The organism is Streptomyces pacificus, from assembly GCF_011766325.1.
In the GTDB taxonomy this organism is placed as follows: domain Bacteria; phylum Actinomycetota; class Actinomycetes; order Streptomycetales; family Streptomycetaceae; genus Streptomyces; species Streptomyces pacificus.
Genome location: NZ_BLLG01000014.1, coordinates 1 through 17,817, shown reverse-complemented (window position 1 = coordinate 17,817; position 17,817 = coordinate 1). Strand labels below are relative to the sequence as shown.

General features: G+C 73.4%; 10 protein-coding genes. 9 read left to right on the top strand and 1 reads right to left on the bottom strand.

The window, feature by feature from the left end:
* Window positions 1-72: 72 nt before the first annotated feature.
* The 3 genes from SCWH03_RS20595 to SCWH03_RS20585 all read left to right on the top strand — a co-directional run bounded on the left by SCWH03_RS20595 (window position 73) and on the right by SCWH03_RS20585 (window position 5,759).
* Window positions 73-3,429 (top strand): right-handed parallel beta-helix repeat-containing protein, encoded by a 3,357-nt coding sequence (locus tag SCWH03_RS20595; protein ID WP_173265770.1) that lies wholly within the window; start codon window positions 73-75, stop codon window positions 3,427-3,429.
* A gap of 134 nt (window positions 3,430-3,563) precedes the next feature.
* Window positions 3,564-4,742 carry a S8 family serine peptidase gene (locus tag SCWH03_RS20590; RefSeq protein WP_254076916.1) on the top strand — a complete coding sequence of 393 codons (1,179 nt, stop codon included), beginning with the start codon at window positions 3,564-3,566 and terminating at the stop codon, window positions 4,740-4,742.
* 378 nt (window positions 4,743-5,120) lie between these two features.
* Window positions 5,121-5,759 carry a TetR/AcrR family transcriptional regulator gene (locus SCWH03_RS20585; RefSeq protein ID WP_173265768.1) on the top strand — a complete coding sequence of 213 codons (639 nt, stop codon included), beginning with the start codon at window positions 5,121-5,123 and terminating at the stop codon, window positions 5,757-5,759.
* Window positions 5,760-6,178: 419 nt separating this feature from the next.
* Here the strand turns inward: SCWH03_RS20585 and eccCa are convergent, their stop codons facing one another.
* Window positions 6,179-10,330, bottom strand: coding sequence for a type VII secretion protein EccCa (gene eccCa, locus SCWH03_RS20580; RefSeq protein WP_254076904.1), 4,152 nt, complete (start codon window positions 10,328-10,330; stop codon window positions 6,179-6,181).
* A 454-nt stretch (window positions 10,331-10,784) separates the two neighbouring features.
* Here eccCa and eccD point away from each other — a divergent pair, with 454 nt between their 5' ends.
* The 6 genes from eccD to SCWH03_RS29665 all read left to right on the top strand — a co-directional run.
* On the top strand, window positions 10,785-12,191 hold the full coding sequence (gene eccD, locus SCWH03_RS20575; protein WP_173265767.1) for a type VII secretion integral membrane protein EccD: 1,407 nt from the start codon (window positions 10,785-10,787) through the stop codon (window positions 12,189-12,191).
* A gap of 118 nt (window positions 12,192-12,309) precedes the next feature.
* Window positions 12,310-13,899, top strand: coding sequence for a type VII secretion protein EccB (gene eccB, locus SCWH03_RS20570; protein ID WP_173265766.1), 1,590 nt, complete (start codon window positions 12,310-12,312; stop codon window positions 13,897-13,899).
* Between the two features lie 446 nt (window positions 13,900-14,345).
* On the top strand, window positions 14,346-14,681 hold the full coding sequence (locus SCWH03_RS20565) for a hypothetical protein (protein ID WP_173265765.1): 336 nt from the start codon (window positions 14,346-14,348) through the stop codon (window positions 14,679-14,681).
* Window positions 14,682-14,765: 84 nt separating this feature from the next.
* Window positions 14,766-15,074, top strand: coding sequence for a WXG100 family type VII secretion target (locus tag SCWH03_RS20560; protein ID WP_173265764.1), 309 nt, complete (start codon window positions 14,766-14,768; stop codon window positions 15,072-15,074).
* A gap of 183 nt (window positions 15,075-15,257) precedes the next feature.
* On the top strand, window positions 15,258-15,722 hold the full coding sequence (locus SCWH03_RS20555; RefSeq protein WP_173265763.1) for a type VII secretion system-associated protein: 465 nt from the start codon (window positions 15,258-15,260) through the stop codon (window positions 15,720-15,722).
* 141 nt (window positions 15,723-15,863) lie between these two features.
* Window positions 15,864-17,817: AAWKG family protein (locus SCWH03_RS29665; protein ID WP_173265762.1), on the top strand; the 1,954-nt coding region annotated here is incomplete at its 3' end.

Here is a 17,817-nt window from a genome sequence, read left to right as displayed (position 1 = left end):
CGCGGGCCCGCAGGTACGCCCCGGCGAGCCGGGTGTCCGTTCAACACGTCGCATCAGCAGGGAGGTTGGTACGTGTCTCGCCAGGTACTGACGGTCGGTACCGAGCCCCGGGACAGCCACCGGACGATCGGTGAGGCCCTCTCGGCCGCCCGTACCGGCGCGCTGGTCAGCGTCCGGCCCGGGACATACGAGGAGAACCTGGTGATCCACACCCGGGTCACCCTCACCGCCGCAGAAGGACGGGGCACCGTGGAGATCCGGCCGCGCGCCGGCAGCGTGCTCGCCCTGCGCGCCGACGCCGTCATGCTCTCCGAACTGACCCTGCGGGGCGGCGACCCCGAGCTGCCGGCCGTCGACGTGCGGCGCGGGCAGGCCGCCTTCGACGGCTGCGAGATCACCGGCGCCGCGTGGACCGCACTGCTGGCCCAGGGCACCGGTTCCCTCGCGCTGCGGGACTGCCGGGTGAGCAATCCGCAGGGCGCGGGCATCGTGGTCACCTCCGCCACGCCCACCACGGTGGAGTCCTGCACCCTCGAACACCTGGGCACGAGCGGCCTCGTCCTCGCCGAGCACGGCGAGGCCCGCATACGCGACTGCACGGTGCGCCACGCCCGGGGCAACGGCCTGCTCGCCAACGAGGAGGCCCGCGGCACCGTCGAGGACTGCGACATCTCCTCCACCGACAAGCCGTCGATCGCCCTGGAAGGCAGCAGCACCGTCTCGGTGGTGCGCACGGTGGTGCACGACACCGGCACGGGAGTGCACCTGAGCACCGCGGGCCGCACCACGCTGGAGGACGTCCGGGTCACCGGAGCCGCAGGGAACGGAATCGCGCTGGCCGGGGGAACCGACCCGGTGCTGCGGCGCTGCCGGGTCTCCCGTACCCGCGGGCACGGCGTGCTGGTGACGGACCGGGCCCGCGGCACCTTCGAGGACTGCTGGGTCGACGGCTCCCAGGGCGCGGGGCTCCGGGTCGCCGGAGCCGCCTCGCCGGCGCTCACCGGTCTGACGGTCCGCGGCTGCGACGGGACCGGAGTGCTCCTGGAGGAGGACTCGGCGGCGGAACTGGACCGTCTGGAGGTGATCGGCGGTTCGCCCGCGGTCGCGGTGCGCGGGGGCGCCAACCCGCTGCTGCGCCGTGCCCGCCTGGTGGAGCCCTCCGGTGACGGCGTCCTCGCCGCCATGGGCGCCCGGGGCAGGGCCGAGGACTGCGAGATCCTCCGGCCGAAGGGCGCGGGCGTCCGTGCGGCCTCCGGCAGCACGCTGTACCTGGCCGGCGGTGGCGTGTCCGACACCGCCGCCTGCGGCCTGGTCGTGGAGGAAGGCGGGAACGTGACCGTCCGCGACTTCCGCGTCGAGACCTGCGGCGAGGAGGGCGTGGCGGTCGCCGCCGGCGGGGAGCTGACCGCGAACCGGACCGCGGTGCACGCGCCGCAGGGCCACGGCTTCCTGCTCCGCGAAGGCGCACTCGCCTCGCTCAGCGGCTGCGAGGCCGCCGGGGGCGCCCAGGACGGCTTCCGGGTGGAGTCCACCGCGCCGGTCTCGCTGGTGAACTGCCTTGCACGGGACAACGAGGGCAGCGGCCTGGTGCAGACCGCGCCCGGTGAACGGCTCGCCGTGGAGGGCCTGCACAGCGTCGGCAACGGCAGGCGGGACGCCTGGGGCAACGGCAGTGCGGAGAACACCGATCCGGCCGGATCGGGTTCCTCCGACGCAGCGGGGCCCGATCGCGAGGACGGTCCGCTCGGCGCCCTGAACGCGTTGATCGGACTGGACAACGTCAAGCAGCAGGTGGGCACCCTGGTCAACCTGACCCAGCTCGCCCAGCGCCGCGAACAGCTCGGCATGCCCGCTCCGCCGATGAGCCGGCACCTGGTGTTCGCGGGTCCGCCCGGCACCGGAAAGACCACGGTCGCCCGCCTCTACGGGGCGATCCTGGCGGAACTGGGCTCGCTGCGCAGCGGGCACCTGGTGGAGGTCTCACGCGCCGACCTGGTCGCACAGGTCGTCGGCGGCACGGCGATCAAGACGACCGAGACCTTCCAGCGGGCCCTCGGCGGTGTGCTGTTCGTCGATGAGGCCTACACCCTCACCGCGGACAGCGGCAGCGGGGGCGCCGACTTCGGTCGCGAGGCGGTGGACACGCTGCTGAAGCTGATGGAGGACCACCGCGACGACGTGGTGGTGGTCGCGGCGGGCTACTCCCGGGAGATGGAGTCCTTCCTCAGCTCCAACCCGGGTCTGGCGTCCCGCTTCTCGCGGACCGTGGAGTTCGAGAACTACACGGTGCCGGAACTCGTCTCGATCATGGAGAGCATGTGCGCCCGGCACCAGTACGAACTGGGCGAGGGCACCGCGGCGGCGCTGGCGGCGCACTTCGAGGCCATGCCGCGGGACGGCGGATTCGGCAACGGGCGGGCCGCGCGCGGGGTGTTCGAGGAGATGGTCGACCGGCAGGCGGTCCGGCTCGCGGCCCAGCCGCAGGTCGGCGAGAGCGATCTGCGGCTGCTGCTCCCGGAGGACGTCTCCGCGACCGCGGCCAGGGCTGCCGGGGCCGACAAGGCGGGCAAGGCAGACAAGAGAGGCGAGGAGGGCAAGGAGGGCAAGGAGGACGACCCGCTCACCCGCCTCGGCGACATGATCGGCCTGGCAGAGGTGAAGCACGACGTGGCGGATCTGGTCAACCTCATCACCACCGCCCGCCACCGGGCCGCGGCCGGGCTGCCGGTTCCCTCGCTCAGCCACCACCTGGTCTTCACCGGACCGCCGGGCACGGGAAAGACCACCGTGGCCCGCCTCTACGGTCAGATCCTGGCCCAGCTGGGCATCCTGGGACGGGGCCAGCTGGTCGAGGCGGCCCGCGCCGACCTGGTCGGCCGCTACATCGGCCACACCGCCCAGCTCACCCGCGAGGTCTTCGAACGGGCGCGCGGCGGTGTGCTGTTCATCGACGAGGCCTACACCCTCACGCCGCAGGGCGGCGCAGGCGACTTCGGCCAGGAGGCGGTGGACACCCTGCTCAAGCTGATGGAGGACCACCGCGACGAGGTGGTCGTCATCGCCGCCGGCTACACCGCCGAGATGGAGCGGTTCCTCGCCTCCAACCCGGGCCTCGCCTCCCGCTTCCCCCGCCGGATCGCCTTCGCCGACTACACCTCCGAGGAACTGGTCACCATCGTGCGGGCGCAGGCGGCGGGCATGGGCTACGAGTGCGGGACCGGTACCGGCCCGTTGCTCAGGGAGCACTTCGACACACTGCCCCGCGACCGCTCCTTTGGCAATGCGCGCCTGGCCCGCCAGGTAGTCGAGGCGATGATCACCCGGCAGGCGGGGCGCATCAGTTCACTGAACGCGCCCACCCTGGACGACCTGCGCGTCCTGCGCCCCGAGGACGTGACGGCCGCGGTGTCCACCGGGGTTCCCCGGTGAGGCCCGGCAACCCCGGGGCGCGCCGCCCGCCGGCCGGCGCCGGTCTCCTCGGCGCCGGCCGTCTCGGCGCCGGCCGTCTCGGCGCCGGCCGTCTCGGCGCCGGCCGTCTCGGCGCCGGTCTCCTCGCGACCGCGCTGCTGCTGTCCGCCGGCGGTCCCGCCCTGGCGGCGTCCCCCTCCTACCTGCCCGCCGCCACCGAAGGGAGTACCGAGCAGCACCTTCCCGGCATGCCCGCCGCTTTCGGCGCGGAGGCCGGACAAACGGCCTGCACCCCCGCATCGGAGGAGAAGGCGGAGAAGCGGGACTGGTCGCGCCAGCGCCTCGATCTGGACCAGGTGCACCGGCACGGCACGGGCGCGGGCGTCACCGTCGCCCTGATCGGCACCGGGGTCTCCCCCGGCGCCGCAGGGCTCGGCGGCCGCGTCACCGCCGCGGGCCCGGCCGGAGACGACTGCGTCGGATACGGCACCTTCCTGGCCGGGCTGATCGCCGGGGACGGCGGGGACCGCCGGCGCCTGGTCGGTGTCGCGCCGGACGCGCGGATCCTGGGCCTTCGCGGCACCGACTCGCGCGGACGGGCCAGCGCCGAACTGGTCGTGGAGGCGCTGCGCGAGGCCGCTTCGGCCCGGGCCGGGGTGATCGCCGTCGCGGTGGCCCTGCCGCGCCGCGACCCGGCGCTGACGCGAGCGGTCGCCGACGCCCGCCGCGCGGGCGCCGTGGTGCTCGCCGCGGCCGCCCCCGAGCCGTCCGCGGGTGACACCGCGAAGACCCCCTCCCGCGTCTACTGGCCGGCCGGCGAACCAGGCGTCCTCTCGGTCGCCGGCATGGTGCCGAGTGGCGCCCGCCCGGAGGGCTCCCTGCCCACGGAGGGCGTCGACCTGGCCGCCCCCGGCGCAGGCGTCGTCTCCGGCGGCGCGCGCGGCGAGGGACACTACCTGGGCGGCGGGGCGGCGGTGGCGACCGCGTTCGCGGCGGGCACCGCAGCGGTGGTGCGCGCCGCCCGTCCCGACGACCCCGCCGACGCCGTCGCCCGCCGGCTGACCACCACCGCCTACCCCGCCGACATCCCCCAGCTCGACGCGTACGCCGCCGTCACCGCGGTCCTCGGCGGCTCCGGCACGCCCACCGGGACCCGACAGGCCGCGGATCCGGTGACCGTCCGCGACACCTCCGCCGCCGACCGGACCGCCGACCGGGCAGCCCGCCTGGTCCTCCTGGGCTCCGCCGCCGTCCTCGTCGTCCTCTGGGCCGCCTTCGCCATCCCCCGGGCCCGTGCGCGTCGTTGGCGTCCGGCGGCCGCGGACGGCAGGTGAGCGGGCCACGGCGATACGCCGGGACGGCACCACACGCGCAGGCGCCGCCGCACACCACTGCAGGACGTCCCGCCCCGTCGTCGCGGACCACGATGTCCGGCCGGGACCAGGGCGGGGAACGGGACGGGGAACGGATGCGGCCGGGGGGACGGCCAAGGCCGCTCCGGCGGTCCCCGCCGGGCACACGACGCCGGCTGCGGCACCTCGCCGCCTTGTCGCCCCACCCGAACACACCCGGTACCAGGAGGACCGTCCGTCCTGCGGTGCGGCGCATCCGACACCCCGCGCCGATCCACCGGGGACAAGGGGCGGCCCCGCTCGATACGGCCCCGCTCGATATACGGCCCGTCTCGTTTCGTTTGCGGGTAGGCTGGGATCATGGCCGATGAGAAGGGGCCGGGCCACTCCCGGCGCAGGGAGCGGTCGCGCCAGGCGATCTTCGCCGCCACCCGCGACCTGGTAGCGGAGGGGCCCTACGAGAAGGTCACCGTCGAGGCCATCGCCGCCCGCGCCGGAGTGGGCAAGCAGACGATCTACCGGCGGTGGCCGTCGAAGAGCTCGGTCGTCTTCGCCGCCCTGCTGGCCCTGAGCGAGGAGGCGGACGGGCAGCCCCCCGCGCTGCCGGACACGGGCGACCTCCGGGCGGACCTCAGCCTCGTCATGCGAGCCACGGTGGAGGAGTTCGCCGACCCGTCCTTCGACCGGCTGATCCGGGCCCTCACCACCGAGATCGCCAACGACGCCGCGCTTGCTGCCGAATACCGCGAGAAGCTGGCCCGGCCACTGGCCGAGGCGAAGGAGGCGCGCCTGCGCAGCGCCCAGGAGGCGGGCCAGCTCGATGCCGACGCCGACCTCGGCCTGGTCCTCGAAGTGCTCTACGCCCCCCTCTTCCAGCGCTGGCTCCACCGCAGCGGGCCGCTGAGCGCCGCATACGCCGACTCGCTCGTCGACGCGGCACTCCGGGCCTTCGGCCCCCGAGCAGGAGTGAAGCCACCAGCCGGCCGCACTGCGGGATGAGTGCGGGGCCCGGTCCCGTACCGGTCAGCGGCCGGCTTCGGCAGCCCAGGGGCCTCACGTCCCCCGGCGCCCGCCCGCCGCCTCACGTACCCTGCCGCACGCCCCTCACGTCCCCCGGCGCCCGCCCGCCGCCTCACGTCCCTCGCCGCACGTCCCGGATCGCTCGCCGCACGCACGTCCCCGGTCCGTCGCCTCGCTTCCGGCCGCCTCGCTTCCGACCGCCCGGGTCCGCAGCGGTGGCGCGGGATGCGCCGTCCGCGCTGCGCCCGCCCGCCCGGCCCGCCCCACCGCCCTTCCCCCGCTTCCCCCCTCCGGGCGACCGCCACAAGGTCACCGGGCGCCTGCGCCTGCCCTCACGACACCGGAGGACCGCGGCCGCCGCCCCGTGCGGCCGCCGCGGTCCTCCGCACGGGGCCCGCTCAGCCTCCCTGCTGCCGGTGCTCCTCCACCAGCGCCGTCTGGAACAGCCGCGCCCGTCGGCGGGCGATATGCAGTGCCCGCCCCGGAGGAAGGCTGAGGGGCTTGGTGTCTCCGAAGAGGCGGCCCTCGGTGGGCGGGCAGGAGAGGAGTACGGCGGGGTTGTTGGCCTCGTCGAGCCGGCGGATCAGCGCGTCGCCGAGGGCGCGGCCCGCGCCCAGTGCGGTGCGTGCGACGACCAGGTGCAGGCCCACCTCGAAGCCGAGGGTCAGATGCTCGAAGAGCGGTTCGAACGGATTCTGGAAGGAGCCGCTCGAGACCATGTCGTAGTCGTCGACCAGGACGAACAGACGGGGGCCCGTCCACCAGTCGCACCGGCGCATTCGGGCGGGGGCGATGTCGGCGCCGGGGACACGGCCCTTCATCGCCCGCGCCGCTCCGTCGACGGTCTCCCCGAGCTTGTCCAGGGAGATGACGTGCCCGATCCGGTACTCCTCCGGAATCGCGTCCACCAGGGTGCGGCGGTAGTCCACCGCGATGATCTTGGCCTCGTTCGGGGCGTAGCGGTCGGTGACGGCCCGGGTGACGCGGCGCAGCAGATTGGTCTTTCCGCTCTCCGCGTCGCCGACCACGATCAGGTGCGGGGTGCGGCTGAAGTCGTGCCAGACCGGTTCCAGGGCCTCCTGGTCGATACCGAGCGGGAAGCGCATACCCCCGCCCTCGGTGGGCTCGGGTGCGGGGAGTTCGGCGAGCGGGAGCCGGTGCGGCAGCATCCGGACCTGCGGGGCGGCCGGGCCGGACCAGTGCCGGGCGACCTCGGCGACCAGATGGGCGACTCCGGCGCCGAGGTCGTCGAGGGAGCCGCTGCCGTCCAGGCGGGGCAGACCGGCGAGGAAGTGCATCCTGCTGTCGGCGGTGATGCCCCGGCCGCCGCTGCGCGGCACCGAGCGGGCCTTGCGGGTGTCGATCTCGGAGTCCATCGGGTCGCCCATCCGCAGCTCGAGGCGGGTGGCGGACTGGTCGCGGACCTGGGCGGACAGCTCCACCCAGCGGGTGGTGGTGACGAGCAGATGGATCCCGTAGTTGAGTCCGCGGGCGGCGAGTTCATTGAACTTCGGTACCAGCTCGTCGTAGTCCTGGCGGACCGTGGACCAGCCGTCGACCACCATGAACACGTCGCCGTAGGGCTCGCCGGGGAACTCCCCGGCCGCCCGGCGCCGCCGGTAGGACTGCATGGAGTCGAGGGTGTGGTCCACGAAGAACTGCTCGCGGCGGGCGAGGAGTCCCATCACCTCGGCGACGGCCCGGTGCACCCGCTCCGGGTTGAGGCGCGCGGCGACCCCGCCGACATGGGGCAGCCCGGCGAGCTGGGAGAGGCCGCCCCCGCCGAAGTCCAGGCAGTAGAACTGGACCTCCTCGGGGGTGTGGGTGAGGGCGAGGGCGGCGATCAGTGTCCGGGTCAGCGTGGACTTGCCGCTCTGCGATCCGCCGGCGACCGCGATATGGCCGCCCGCCCCTGCGAGGTCCACGACGAGCGGGTCGCGGCGCTGTTCGAAGGGCTTGTCCACCAGGCCGACGGGGACCCGCAGTGCCCCGTTCCCGGGCCAGCCGGCGGCGGTGAGGCCGCGCCCGGGGTCCGGGGCGATTCCGGGCAGCAGGGCGTCCAGCGGGGCCGGTGCGCCCAGCGGGGGCAACCACACCTGGTGGGCGGCGGGGCCGGAGTCACGCAGCCGTTCCAGGGCCACCTCGAGCAGGGTCTCCTCGTCGCCGCCGACCTCGCCTTCCGGCTCCGGCTCCGGCTCCGGCTCCGGCGAGGAGTCGGGCGCGCGCGGCACCACCCAGCCGCTGGTGAACGGCACCACCTGGCTGGCCACCCTGGCCTGGACCACCGCGCCGGTGCGGCGCAGGTAGGTGCCCGAGGAGTAGGCGGCGCGGAACCGGGTCAGGGCCTCCACACCGGACTTCAGATAGCCGTTGCCGGGCTGGGCGGGCAGCTCGTAGGCGTCCGGGACGCCGAGCACCCCCCGGCTCTCCATGGCGGAGAAGGTGCGCAGGCCGATGCGGTACGACAGATGGCTCTCCAGCTGGTGCATACGCCCCTCGTCGAGGCGCTGGGAGGCGAGCAGCAGATGGACTCCGAGGGAGCGCCCCAGACGTCCGATCATCACGAAAAGCTCCATGAACTCCCGGTGTGTGGAGAGGAGTTCACTGAACTCGTCGACCACCACGAACAGGCTCGGCAGTGCGTCGAGTTCCGCACCGGCGGCACGGGCCCGCTCGTACTCCTGGGCCGAGGTGTGGTTCCCGCGGGCCCGCAGCAGTTCCTGGCGGCGTATCAGTTCGCCGTGCAGGGCGTCCTGCATGCGTTCCACCAGGGCGGCCTCGTCGGCGAGGTTGGTGATGACGGCCGAGGTGTGCGGCAGCTCCTCCAGGCCGAGGAAGGTCGCGCCGCCCTTGAAGTCGACCAGGACGAAGTTGAGGGTCTCGGAGGAGTTGGTGAGGGCGAGGCCGAGGACGAGGGTGCGCAGGAGTTCGCTCTTGCCGGAGCCGGTGGCGCCGATGAGCATGCCGTGCGGGCCCATGCCTCCCTGCGCGGACTCCTTGATGTCGAGCTCCACCGGGCGGCCGTCGGCGCCGACCGCGATCGGGACCCGCAGCCGGGCGGCCCCGCTGTGCCGGGCGAACAGGGCGGCCGGTTCGTGGCGGTGCAGGTCGGGGATGCCGAGCAGGGCGGTCAGTTCGACGTCGGAATCGAGCGGCTGGGCCATGTCGGTACCCAGACTCATCCGGCGCGGCGTGAGCAGCCGGGCGAGTGACTCGGCACCGATCCGGCCGAGCCGGTCCGGCCGGCCGAGCGGCACCGAGCGCTCCTTGCGGCTGCGGTCGGTACGCACCAGGCTCACCCGGTCCGGCCCCACCGACAGCCGCAGCGTGTTGCGGCCGGGTCGCCAGCGCAGCGCGCCGGAGACGTCGAGGACCAGGGCGTTGCGGTAGCCGTGCCCCTCCCAGCGGTGGCCTTCGGCAACGGTGACACCGTCCAGGACCACGACGGTGTACGGCTCGTCGCGCCCCGGCCGCGCGTCGGGGTCGAAGCCGGGACGCTCGGCGAACTCCGCACCGAGCAGGTCGTCCAGCTCCGTCAGGTCGGCGGTGATCCGGCGGGCCCGGCCGGCGCCGTCCTCCTCGTACGGATGCAGCGTGTGCGGCAGCCACTTGGCCCACTCCCAGTCAGGCCGCCGCTCGTCGCTCACACAGAGCGCGAGCCACAGCTCCTCGGGCGCGTGGAACACCGCGAGCTGGCCGAGGACCGCCCGCACCAGAGCGCGGACCGGGTCGGCGCCGCCTTCACCGGCCGGATCGGCGCCGCCTTCGCGGCCGTCCCGTGCGGGTGGCGGGGTACCGGGCCCGGGGGGCGCTGGGGAGCCTGGGTGCCGGGCGGGCCCGGGGTCCCCGGGTCCGGGGACCCCTGTGGCCTGCTCGCCGGATGCCTCCTCGGGGCGCAGCAGGATCCGGGCCGACGAGCGCAGATAGAGACCGAGCGGCTGGCCGGGAATGGTGGAGTAGGCGCGGACGAAGCGGCGCAGGGCGTGTGCGCAGAGCGGTTCGAGGTCCTCCACCGGGCGGGTGGAGACCGGATTCAGGGCGAGTGCGAGCTGCTGCTCGCCGACGGCGATGCGGGTCTCGCCGAAGTCCTCGTCGTCCGGGCGGCGTTCCCACAACCGCGAAGTGCGGGCGAGTGCCCGCAGCGAGGCGGGCTCGGGGTGGCGCCAGGCGAGCGCCCGCTGCTGCTCGGCGATGGTGGACCGCACCCGCCTGCGCGTCTGCGCCAGATAGCGCAGATAGTCGCGGCGTTCGCCCTTCAGCCGCTGCTTGCGCTCACTGGCGCGGCGCATCAGCTGCCCGAACAGCATGGCGCCGGCGGAGAGCGCCATCACGCCCATCGCCAGGTACATGAACACGCCGTTCCCACCGCCGGGACGCAGGAACATCAGCATCATCGACACCGACATCAGCGCCATCGGCAGATAGGTCCAGATCGCCGAGGTGTCGGGCACCGTCTCGGCCAGGACGGGTGGTTCCTGGAGGGTCAACTGCCCCTCGGGCATCTCCGGTCCGCGTCTGCGGGCCGGCCGGCGAAACAGCACCACGCTCAAGGAACAGAACCTCCGGACATCACTGGTCTCCCCGCGTTCTCACCGGCTCCCGCCCGGATCCCGCGCGCAGGGTGACGGGACAGGACCACCGCTCCGCTCCGCGGCTGCCGCGCGCCGCCGTGGGAGACCCGGTGGGTCCACCCGGACGGATCGCGGGCGCGGTGAACTGCCCGACGTCGACCGGTAACCGGTCGGGGAGGGGGAAGCCCGGTCCGCGGCGCGAACCGGTCGGGGCAGGCAGTAGTCTGCATTCACGGAACGCGAACTGTCCACGCGGGCCACCTGGTTGACGGCCGCAGGGGCTGCGGGCGGCCCCTTCCGGTCCGCGGCGTCACCGCCTTCCGTAGTCTTCGCACCGTCCCCTCCCGGTCTCCATGCCGCCGGGTCCCGGACGCTCCTCCGCCAGAGCCCCGGATCCCCGCCAAAGCCGATACGGAAAACGAGAGTTCAGCCGATGACCGACAGCGCAGTGGCCGATCTGTGCCGCCTGACCGTACGTGCGCCGAGCGTATCGGTCGACCTGGCCGTCCCCGCGGACGTGCCGGTCGCCGATCTCCTGCCCACGCTGCTGCGCTACGTCGGCGAGGAGGCCGAGGAGGCCGGACTCGACCACGCCGGCTGGGTGCTCCAGCGGCTGGGCGATCCGCCGCTCGACGAGGAGGCCACCCTCACCGGTGCCGGGCTCTTCGACGGCGCCGTGCTCCATCTGCGGCCGCACACCGAGGCGCTGCCCGAGGCACGGCTCGACGACCTGGTGGACGGGATCGCCGAGACCGCGGGCAGCCGGCTGCGCACCTGGCACCCCGGGGCGTCCCGCGCCCTGCTGGTGGGCATCGCGGCCGCGGCCGCGGTGACCGCCGTCGCGCTGGCGTCCGGGCCCTGGGCGGCCGGTTCCGGGGCCTTCCGGGCCGGCTGCGCGGCGCTGGCCGGGCTGCTGCTGCTGGCGGGCGCGGGTTCGGCCAGCAGGGCGGTCGGCGAGCGCCTCTCCGCGACGGCGCTCGGCCTGCTGGTGGCGCCCTGCCTGGCACTGGCCGGCTGGCTGCTGCCGGGCGGCGATCCCACCGGCCCCGACGCGGCGCCGGTGGTGGGCGCGCGGCTGGTCGCCGCAGGGGCGGCCGGAGCGGGCGGCGCGGTCCTCGCCCTGGCCGCCACGGCGGTCGGCGGCCCCGCCCTGCTGGCCACCGCGGTCGTCTCGGTGGCGGTAGCGGTCACCGGGGCCCTGATCGGCTACGGCGGCCTGGCCGCACCGGAGGCGGCCGCTCTGGTGTCGACGGTGATCGTGCTCGCCGCCGGCATGGTCGCACCGCTCGCGTTCACACTGGCCGGGATGCGGATGCCCCCGCTGCCGTCCTCCGCGAGCCAGCTCCAGGAGGGCATCGAACCCTACGCGGGCGAGGAGGTCGCCGAGCGCACCGAGCTGGCGGGGCGCTGGGTGACCGCGCTCTTCTCCGCCACCGGCGCCGTCGGTGCGGCGGCCCTGGTCGTCGTCACCGCGGACCCGGAGCTGCCCGAGGTGCTGACCGCTGTCACGCTGAGTCTGCTGCTGCTCCTGCACAGCCGCGGCCTGGTGCACATCGGGCAGCGGCTGTCGCTGGCCGTGCCCGGCGTCTGGGGACTGCTGCTACTCGCCCGCGCCTGGGCAGCGCACGGCGACGGCGAGGGGCGGATGGCGGCGTTCGCGGTACTGCTCGCCGCCGCGGCCGCCCTGGTGATCGCCGCCTGGACGGTACCCGGTCGGCGGCTGCTGCCCTACTGGGGGCGTGCGGCGGAGCTGGCGCACACCGGCCTGGCCGTGGCCCTGCTGCCGCTCGCCCTGTGGACGGCGGGTCTCTTCGGCTGGCTGCGCGGACTGTTCGGCTGAGCGCCCGCGTGCGCCCCGTACGCCCCGTACGCCGCGTGGAGGGGCACGCCCGTGGACACACGCCCGTACGCCCGTACGCCCGTACGCACCGGAATCGAGTACCACCTGAGGAGAGGCCGTGCAGTCCAAACGCGACCAGGTGCACGCCCACGGTTTCATGATGGGCAGGCTCAGTTCGGGCCTGCTGACCGCCGACCCCGACGCCCCGGAGAGCCCTCTCGGGCGCACCACCCGCGGCACGGTGTTCGGTGTGCTGGCCACCCTGCTGATCGGCGCGGGCGCCACCGTCTACGGCCTGCTCAACCCCGGCGGGAACGACGGCTGGCGGGACGGCGAGCATCTGGTGGTCAACCGCGACACCGGCGCCCGGTACCTGTGGACCGGCACCGACGGCGTCCTCCACCCGGTGCGCAACTACGTCTCGGCGCGGCTGATCGGCGGCTCCGACCTGGCCACCGAGGACGTCCGCACCGCCTCGCTGCGGGATGTCCCGGTGGGCTCCGCGGTCGGCGTACCCGGCGCCCCGGACGCCCTGCCCGAACCCGGCGGACTCGACGGCGGGGCGTGGCACATGTGCGTCACGGGTCCCGGGGGCGCACTGCCCGACACCTCGGGCCCGGTCGCCGGCAGTGGTGTGGAACAGCCGGGAACCACCACTCTGGTGGCCGGGGCGCCACTGGAGTCCCGGGGCGTCGGCGGCGACCGTGCCGTGCTGGTGCGCGGCCCGGATGGTGCCGAGTACCTGGTGTGGCGTGGCAGCAGGCTGCCGCTGGACGAGGACTCCGACGCCCGCAACGCCCTGGGCTACGGCTCCCAGCGGCCCGTGCCGGTCTCGGCGGCCTTCCTCGACGCACTGGCACCAGGCCCCGCCCTGGAGCCGCCCCCGGTGCCGGAGCGGGGCGGGAAGGGCCCCGTGCTCGGCGGCGAAACCAGCCGGATCGGCCAACTGTTCGAAGTGCGGGTACCCGGCGGTGACAGCACCTACCACCTGCTGCGCAAGGACGGCCTGGTTCCGCTGACCCGGCTCGGCGCAGCCCTGGTACTGGGCGACCCCGCCACCCAGAAGGACGCCTACGGGGGCCGGTCGCCCGAGGCGCGGGCGGTCGGCGCGGACGCGCTGCGCGAGCACGGGGCGGCGGACGCGGGCGCCGACCCGGCTCCCGAGCTGCCCGACGAGCCCCCGGTACCGCAGTCCGTACCGCCGGGCACCGCGCTCTGCGCGCGGGTGGACGGCGCCGACGGCGGCGCGAGAATCGGGACGGTCCTGGCCCCGCTGGCCGGACTCGCCCCGCCGGCAGCACCGGAGGGCACCGCGGGACCGCTCGAGCCGGCCTGTGTGCCCGTGGACGCGACGGTGGTGCGGCCCGGCCGCGGAGCCCTGGTCCGCGCGCTGCACGCGAGCGGCTCCGCGCACGCCTCGACCACCTATCTGGTGGCGGAGAACGGTGTGAAGTACCGGGTCCCCGCCAAGGAGTCACTGGAGGCTCTCGGTTACGGGGCGGGGGACGTCGGCTCGGTCCCGGCCCCGCTGCTCGCCGCCCTCCCGACCGGCGCGGACCTGGACCGAAGCGCCGCGACCGGCGCGGCGAAGCCCGTGGTCACGGCTCCGGACTGCGGTGCCGCCGGGCGGACCGAGGAAGGCGGGGCGGCCGGCGCCCGGACCGGGGCGGGGGCTGCGGACGCCGCGGGCAACGCCCCGCGGGGCTGACACCGCCCGCAGTCGGGTACGGTACCGGCCGCCGCCTGCACCGGGGATCCCGTTCGGGAAACTTCACGCCGAATTCCCCGCCGTTCCCCGAAGTGACCGCCGCACCTTCCCGGTTCGGCGACGGGAGAAGTCCCGGGAAAGCTCAGGGAAAGCTCAAATGGGCACGCCGGGAGCCACGGGAGAACCAGCCGGTTCGCCCGCATTGCCGGAATGGAGCGGCACCCGTTCCCGGCCTCCGCGACCTGGCACACACCCGCCACCAGCCTCGCAACCCGTGGCAGGCCGCTGACGCACCGCCGGGATGTCACCGCAACCCCACTGCGACCACGGCGAGTTGACGGAATAGCATTTTCCCCACGAATACTCCTGTCGGCGTTGCACGAGACGAGGAAGGCTCATTAACCTCAGCCGCGCGAGAAGACTCGCCGCAACGAAGGGAATGCGACATGGCGGACACTGGCTCGAGAAAAGTGGACTACGCCAAGGGCCTGGGGGGCGTCTCCTCCCTGGAGACGGCCCGGAGCCAGGTCGAGAGGACCCGGAACAACGTCGCCGAGACCGCCGCTCGCTCGGGCGTCGGCGGCGACGAGGGCCAGGCTCTGCTGAGGCTCTTCCGCAGCTGGGACAACGAGGCGCAGCGGGTCGTCGTCCAGATCTCCAAGATGGTCGACGCCCTCCAGGACAACGTGGCCTCCGCCAACCGCCAGGCCAAGGAGAACCAGGACCTCACCGAGGCCCTTACCGGCAAGACCAGCCAGGGCGTCTTCGAAGCACTGCGCTGACCACCACGGCTCCGGTCTCCCCCGCGAGGCCGCGACCGTGTCAGACCGCCGGGCAGGACGCCCGGCTTCCCGAGAGGAGATGTCATGGCCGACGGCATTATCGATGTGCAGTACTCCAAGGTTCGCTATGCCATTGAGGAGTTGCAGGACCAGACCCAGGCGATCACCGTCACGCTCAACAACCTGGAGGACGAGCTGAGGCCGCTCATCGCCTCCTGGGAGGGTGCGGACCAGGAGATGTACCGCCAGGTCCAGGCAGAGTGGAACCAGGCCACCAGAAACATGGCCGCGCTCCTCGGTGACAACAGCCTGCTGATCCAGGGCATCCACGACAGCCACGCCCGGGACGAGCAGAGGAGCGCCGACAGCTGGGGCAGTGTGCGGCCCCGTTAGCGTGTGGCGGGCGGGTGGCGTCCGCCCTGCCGCAGAGCGGCCCGGCTGCCACGGCACCGCTCCTGACCGCAGCACCACCCGGTGCACACCGGCTCACCGTGGCTGCCGCGTACGGCCTCGGGGTCCGTGCCGGGCCCGCCCCGAAGAACCCTGTCCGAGCAGCAGACCGCAGGAGGACGTCCCATGGCCCAGGGAGAGGCCGACGTCAGGCATTTCGACCTCAAGCAGATGGAGCGCTTCCGGGACGACGAGGTGCAACCGGTGCACACCACCGCGAAGAAGCACCACACGGAGGGCGGCGAGGGCATCCGTCCGCTCGGCCATCTGCTGGACGGCCACATCACCGCGGAGAACCTGGACCAGAACCAGCAGATCCTGCACATCGGCCGGATGGTCACCGAGAACCTCGTCTCGGGCCCCCAGCTGATCGAGGACGTCCGCACCGCGGCCGAAGCCGTCGACACGCTGCTCGGCGACCAGGTCGACCTCTTCAAGGAGCTGATGGCGGCGCTCACCGAAACCATCGAGAAGGCCGCCGAGACCAAGGAGAACAACCTGGACGCGATCGACGCGCAGACACTGCTCCAAACCCTGGAGGACGTCGACGCACTCCTCACCGGCGCACCGGACGACGCGCCCCGAACCTGAGCCGCGCGATCCGCAGGGCGCGGGCCGGTCTCCGGACCCGGACCCGGACCCGGACCCGGACAAGCATGGACGCACCCGCCGGACACCGCATCGCAAGACGGTCACCGGCACCGCAGACAAACGACCAGAAAGGGCGCCCCGGTGGTCGATCGGTACGATCCCAACTCCGCCGACCACGTCGGCAGATACGACGGCGCAGACGGCACGACGACCGACGTCTGGGGCGGTCTGGTCACCCACCTCACCGGGTATCCGGTCCCTGACCGCGGCACCGTCTTCGACACGCTCCGCTCGGACAACGGCGGCAGGCTGTTCCGGGGCGACATCAAAGAGCGCAGGCTCAGGGAGATGGTCGAGGACCCCTCCGGCTTCCTGAGGGACGCCGGTCAGGACTACGACATCTGGTTCCTGGACAGCGGCGAGCCGAAGAAGATCATGCAGGCGCGGATCGTCTTCGAGGGCCGTGTCAAGACGGAGAACGGCGACATCCTCTTCGCGGACCCGGGCTCCGACAACGTCGAGAGCGCGCAGGTACGCGAGGGCAACGAGTTCAAGGACTGGCACGGCGACCAGTTCAGCACCATCCCCCTCAGCCGGTACATGAACGGGCCGCGTACGGCGCTCATCGCCCTGCGCAACGGCAGCACCCAGGGAGTCGGCTTCAGCAACCTCGGCGTGCCCGACACCGACGCCGTGAACCTGGACTCCTTCAACACCACGGCGGAATCCTTCGACTTCGCCGCCAAGTTCTTCAGGGACACCGCGAAGGTGCTCACGGACTGGGAGGAACGCTTCGGACGGGACGACGCAAGCTGGCAGGGCGAGTCCGCGGAGATCTTCCGCAGCCTGCTGCGGAAGATCAGGGAGAACTACGACAACTACAACGAGTCCTTCGACTCCACACCCGGGTCGGGCGACGACACCGGTACCGGACGCACGGTGTACTCGCGGGCCCTGTCCCTGGCCCGACGGTATCTGGAGGGCACGGCCGACGATCTGCTGGACGCCTGGTTGGCATGGGCGCAATCCCCGTTCTACGACCCGCACCAGGTCTTGCGCTATGTGCTGGACGAGCTCGGCCGGTGGGTCTACGACAACAACATCACCAAGGCGAGTGTCTACCGGCGGCAGTCGCCCGTAGTCGGCGTACCCGGCGCTTCCTACCTCAGCAGCATCCGCTTCAGTCCGCAGCCCGGCTTCTCCCAGGTGCACCCCGAGTACGGCGATCTCGCCGACTGGGCGAACTGGGCGAAGGTCGGCGACAAGGCCGTCAGCATCTGGACCCAGGGAGTCGACGAGTGGCTGGGCAAGCCCGCCGCCCGGATCCAGGCGCAGCTGAACAACCGCTTCATCGACCTGGGCCAGGACTTCACCGGGAACCTGCCCCAGCCGAAATCCACCACCGGGGTCGGGGAGGAGTACCAGGCGAAGCAGCTCGAGGAGCAGCAGGCAGAGTACGAGCGCCAGCAGCAGGAGCAGCTTGAGTACCAGGATCAGCTCCGCCAGGAACAGGAACAGCAGCGCCAAGAACAGCTCCGGTACCAGGACGAGCTGCGCCAGGAACAGGAGCAGCAACGTGAGGAAGACCGGGCGTACCAGGAGGAGCTGCGCCAGCAGCAGGAGCAGCAACTCGAGGAAGACCGCGCGGCGGTGGAGGAGAACCTCGGCAGCCTCGGCGATCCGAACGCGGTCGGCGAGCAGCTTCTCGACGGCCTCGACGGGATACCGAACCCCGGCGACGTCGTCACCGAGTCCACCGGCGGGCTCGGCGACCTCGGCGACCTCGGCGATCTGCCCGGCGGATCTCCCGGCAGCGGCGGTGAGCAACTGTCCGCGGACATCCTGTCCCCGCTCCCCCAGGCCCTCGGCGGCCTGGGCATGCTCAGTACCGGGACGGGCGGGGCCGTCCGAAACCCGACCGGGGGTACGACCCGGCTGGACGGCGGAACGGTCGCCGTCGACTTCCCGGACGGCAGCCACACCGCCTTCGACCCCGACACCGGCCTCCTCACCACCACCCAACCCGACGGAACCACCACCACGACCGACCTCACCCACGGCGCAACCATCACCAACCCCGACGGCTCCACCACCA

What these genes read in the sequence shown, in the direction of transcription:
- SCWH03_RS20585 (WP_173265768.1), top strand. Translation starts at nt 5,121, where the DNA reads ATGGCCGATGAGAAGGGGCCGGGCCACTCCCGGCGCAGGGAGCGGTCG.
- eccD (WP_173265767.1), top strand. Translation starts at nt 10,785, where the DNA reads ATGACCGACAGCGCAGTGGCCGATCTGTGCCGCCTGACCGTACGTGCG.
- SCWH03_RS20565 (WP_173265765.1), top strand. Translation starts at nt 14,346, where the DNA reads ATGGCGGACACTGGCTCGAGAAAAGTGGACTACGCCAAGGGCCTGGGG.
- SCWH03_RS20560 (WP_173265764.1), top strand. Translation starts at nt 14,766, where the DNA reads ATGGCCGACGGCATTATCGATGTGCAGTACTCCAAGGTTCGCTATGCC.
- SCWH03_RS20555 (WP_173265763.1), top strand. Translation starts at nt 15,258, where the DNA reads ATGGCCCAGGGAGAGGCCGACGTCAGGCATTTCGACCTCAAGCAGATG.